The sequence below is a fragment of the Variovorax sp. 01T439_2 genome (genome assembly GCF_056398445.1).
In genome coordinates, this window is the sequence record NZ_JBFTPJ010000612.1 from 1 (window position 1) to 3,700 (window position 3,700).

The following is a 3,700-nucleotide window of genomic DNA, read 5'->3' on the forward strand; positions in this document are numbered from 1 at the left end:
GCCATGTTCGGCCGCCTCGACCCGGGCGGCGCGCGGCGCGGCCGCTGGCTCATGGGCTGCGCGTTCGCGGCCGCGGTGATCTTCGCGTTCATGGCGTTCACGCATTCGCTCGCCGTCGACATCGGCCTGCCGATCCTCTATGGCCTGCTCTCGGGCTACTCGGTGCTGCAGTATTCGTACACGCGCGCCGCCTATCCGGCGGCCATGACGGGGCGCGCGCTGTCGCTGCTCAACATGGCGATGTTCCTCGGCGTGTCGCTGATGCAGTGGACGACGGGCGTGGCCGCGTCGTGGGCCGCGTCGAACGGCGTGGAGCCGTTTCGCGCGGTGTTCCTCACGATCACGGCCATGCTGGCGGTGGGCACCCTGGCGTTCCTGTTGCTGCCGCGCGCGCACGAAAAAGCGGGCCTCGCCTCCGCGCAGCCCTGAGCGGCATCGCGCAGACGCTCGCTCAACCGCGCTCGCCCAGCCGCGAGCGCACCTCCGCGCGGCCGAGCTTGCGCATGCACTCCGCATACACGTTGGGCCGGCCATACATCGCCATGGTGTCGGTGGTGCCGAAGGCGGCCGGCTCGCAGCCGCGGCGCGTGACCAGGCAGCGCCGCAGCACGTCGTAGCAGCGCGGCGCAGGCTCCAGCCGGCGCACCTCGGGCACGCGCGCGAGCGTCACCTCCCACCAGCAGCCATCGATGCGATGCCACTGCGTGACGGCGTCGATCACATGGCAGGGCGCGTAGGGCTTCACCACTCCTTGCGCCGCCGCCGCCACCTTCGCCTCGCGTTCGGCCTTGCGGCGCTGCGCCGAGCCGCGCCGATGCCGATTGGGCAACAGAATGCCGGTGTCCGGATGCACGAAGAGTTCGACGTGGGGCGCCTCGCGCAGCGGCACGCGGTCGCTGCCCGCCCACCACCGCGAACGCACCAGGACCTCGCCGCCGTGCATCACCGCATCGCGCACGACGAAGTCGTCGATGTGCAGGAAGATGTGCGCCTGCACCGTGCTGCGCCGGTCGATGCCCTGGCAGAGCTCGCTCCACACCTTGTCCCACGGCCGGTGCACCTGCTTGTGCAGCCAGCGYCTGAGCGGCTGGAGGTTCTCGTTGAGCCCCTTCGGGTGGTCGTAGCCACGCTTCATGCCCAGGTGCGAGCCGCGCTCCCTGCTGTTTCGAAACACGCGCCCGTCGCCCTGCACGCCACCGCCGCGCCGTGGGCGTTCGACGATGACCTTGTCCATGTCTTCGCGCATCGTCAGCCCTCCCGCCCAAGGCTGCGCGCAGCCTTCTGCAACGCGACCTTCTGCGCACGCCGTTCCGCACGGTGCGTGCGCAGGTGGCGGCCCGCCTTCTGATTGGATTCGCCGCGCGCGATCGCGGCCACCACGGGGTTGCGAGGTGCCGCATTCGGCACCGAAAAATAGAACCGGCCCAGACGCTTGTCGTCGTCGCGGGCCTTTCGTTGAGCACTCATGTGCGCACACTCCAGAAACAGGAAAGCCCCGGCGAATGGCTGCGCGGGGGCCTTTGTCGATGGGCCTCGGCGGATGCGTGGATGCACATCCGGCCGGGGCGGTCGGTGTGCGGGTCAGGTGTTCAGGAAACGGTTCATTGAATGTGTTGCCGCCCGGGAGGTTGGTCGTCGCCAGGCGCGGATGAAAAACTGTTGCTGAAAAACGAAGGGCGGATTCTGGCGAGCACGCGCGCTGTGTGCAAGCGCCGCACCTGCGGCTGTGGCGCAAAGCCCACGCCTCGCGCTGCGAGGCACTTGTCTCGAATCCCTCAGCTCCGCTGCGCCGCCTCGGCTTCGTCGCGCAGCCACTCTGCGAACTCCTGCGCATCACGGTTGCCGGCGGCGCGCCGCGAGGCCTCGATGAAGTAGCCGCGGTGCGAGGCCGCACCTTCGCCGAGCGGCGCGACCAGGCGGCCGTCCTGCACCAGTTCGCGCAGCAGCGGCAGCCGGCCGATCACCACGCCCTGCCCGGCCACGGCGGCGGCCACCGCATCGGCGTACTGGGTGAAGCGCAGCGTGCTCTTCATGCGCAGGTCGTCGAGCCCCATCACCTTGAGCCAGGGTTCCCAATCGGCGGTGGGCGCTTCGCTGTGGTCCGGGTATTCGACGGTGAGCAGGGTGAGCTTCGAAAAGTCCGCCGGCGTGCGCAGCGAGGCGGCAAGCTGCGGCGAACACAGCGGGATCACCGATTCCTCGAATAGCGCCGGGCCGATGCCGCGGCCGATCGGCATGAAGCGCACCGCCAGGTCGAGCCGGCTGCTTTCCAGGTCGAGCACGTCGAGCGTGGCGGACACGCGCACGTCGAGCTGCGGATGGCTGCCGGTGAAGCGCGCGAGCTTCGGAATGAGCCAGAGCGACGCAAAACCCGGCGTGGTGGTGATCGCCACCTGGCGCGGCGCGGAACTGGCACGCACCCGCGCGGTGGCGTCGCGCAGCCGCTCCAGGCTGTCGGTCACGGCCCGCTGCATCACGCCGCCGGCTTCGGTGAGCGCCAGCGCGCGGTGCCGGCGCTCGAACAGCAGCACGCCCAGGCTGGCTTCGAGCTGCTGGATCTGGCGGCTCACGGCCGACTGGGTCAGGTGCAGCTCGCCGGCCGCGAGCGTGAAGCTCAGCCGGCGCGCCGCGGCCTCGAAGCTGCGCAGCAGTTCGAGCGGCGGTAGCTCGCCGGAGGCGGTGCCGAGGGCTTTCGCATTCTCTGGAAGCATGCAACGAGTTCCGAATTACCGTGTGCAAGAGGAAGGCCGGTTCACTATATTCATTCGTATCACGAATGCAATGGAGCTTGCCATGAGCACCCAGCCTCTTTCTTCTTCCCGCTTCCAGGTCAGCCTGCCGACCCGATCCATCTTCTCGGTGCCCGATGGCGCCGGCGTGGGCATCGAATGCCGCAGCGGCTCGGTCTGGGTGACGCTCGACCGCGATCCGCGCGACATCGTGCTCGCGCCGGGCGAGCGCTTCGAAGGCAGCGAGCACCGGCGCGTGCTGGTGTCGGCGCTCGAAGCCTCGTGCATCACGGTGTCGGACGCGCAGCCCGCGGCCATGCCGCTGCCGACGCGGCGCCGGTCGCCTTGGCGACTGCTGCCGCTCGGGTTGTCCCCGGCTTGACCTGAGCCGCCCCGGCATCGACCCTCGATGCCATGGACCTTCCAAGCACCCAACGCCGCCGCCGTGACGGGCGGCTTTTTTGCGTCGGGCGCCGCGCGGTTCACGCTGTTTTCTTTTCTGGAGGGACATGACCATGGCAGAGGCATACATCGTGGCCGCCGCGCGCACGGCCGGCGGGCGGCGCGGCGGCAAGCTCGCGGGCTGGCATCCGGCCGACCTGGCGGCGCAGGTGATCGACGCACTGGTGGCAAGGAGCGGCATCGACCCGGCCGCGGTGGAAGACGTGATCCTCGGCTGCGTGAGCCAGGTGGGCGAGCAGGCGACCAACGTCGCGCGCAACGCGGTGCTGGCCTCGAGGCTGCCCGAGTCGGTGCCGGGCACCTCGGTCGACCGGCAGTGCGGCTCGTCGCAGCAGGCGCTGCACTTTGCGGCGCAGGCCGTGATGTCGGGCGCCATGGACGCGGTGATCGCAGGCGGCGTCGAAAGCATGACGCGCGTGCCGATGTTCACGCCCAATGCGCTGCCGGCCAAGGCGGGCCTGGGCACCTACATGAGCCCGGCCATGAAAAGGCGCTACCCCGGCGTGGAG

5 protein-coding genes and 1 pseudogene are annotated in these 3,700 nt (G+C 69.9%); 3 read left to right on the top strand and 3 right to left on the bottom strand.

All coding sequences use genetic code 11. The features are described 5' to 3' along the window. A pseudogene (locus tag AC1DOC_RS24325) lies at positions 1-429 on the top strand (MFS transporter); the annotation flags it as partial. A gap of 22 nt (positions 430-451) precedes the next feature. On the opposite strand, the gene AC1DOC_RS24330 reads toward AC1DOC_RS24325, so the two are convergent. The 3 genes from AC1DOC_RS24330 to AC1DOC_RS24340 form a co-directional block, all read right to left on the bottom strand. Then, the gene (locus tag AC1DOC_RS24330; RefSeq protein WP_478084477.1) at positions 452-1,246 is read right to left on the bottom strand and encodes a hypothetical protein; all 795 of its coding nucleotides are present in this window, start codon (positions 1,244-1,246) and stop codon (positions 452-454) included. A 2-nt stretch (positions 1,247-1,248) separates the two neighbouring features. After that, on the bottom strand, positions 1,249-1,467 hold the full coding sequence (locus tag AC1DOC_RS24335; RefSeq protein WP_012745611.1) for a hypothetical protein: 219 nt from the start codon (positions 1,465-1,467) through the stop codon (positions 1,249-1,251). Positions 1,468-1,775: 308 nt separating this feature from the next. Beyond that, positions 1,776-2,711, bottom strand: a complete 936-nt coding sequence (locus AC1DOC_RS24340; protein ID WP_478079709.1) for a LysR substrate-binding domain-containing protein — start codon at positions 2,709-2,711, stop codon at positions 1,776-1,778. 82 nt (positions 2,712-2,793) lie between these two features. Between AC1DOC_RS24340 and AC1DOC_RS24345 the strand changes: the two genes are divergently transcribed. Next, positions 2,794-3,111, top strand: coding sequence for a DUF2917 domain-containing protein (locus AC1DOC_RS24345; RefSeq protein WP_026283921.1), 318 nt, complete (start codon positions 2,794-2,796; stop codon positions 3,109-3,111). 133 nt (positions 3,112-3,244) lie between these two features. Continuing rightward, positions 3,245-3,700, top strand: a 456-nt coding sequence (locus AC1DOC_RS24350) for a thiolase family protein (RefSeq protein WP_478130663.1), incomplete at its 3' end; no start/stop codon positions are given.

Excerpts from the sequence above, each read along its gene's own strand:
- AC1DOC_RS24335 (WP_012745611.1), bottom strand. The coding sequence starts at position 1,467 with ATGAGTGCTCAACGAAAGGCCCGCGACGACGACAAGCGTCTGGGCCGG.
- AC1DOC_RS24340 (WP_478079709.1), bottom strand. The coding sequence starts at position 2,711 with ATGCTTCCAGAGAATGCGAAAGCCCTCGGCACCGCCTCCGGCGAGCTA.
- AC1DOC_RS24345 (WP_026283921.1), top strand. The coding sequence starts at position 2,794 with ATGAGCACCCAGCCTCTTTCTTCTTCCCGCTTCCAGGTCAGCCTGCCG.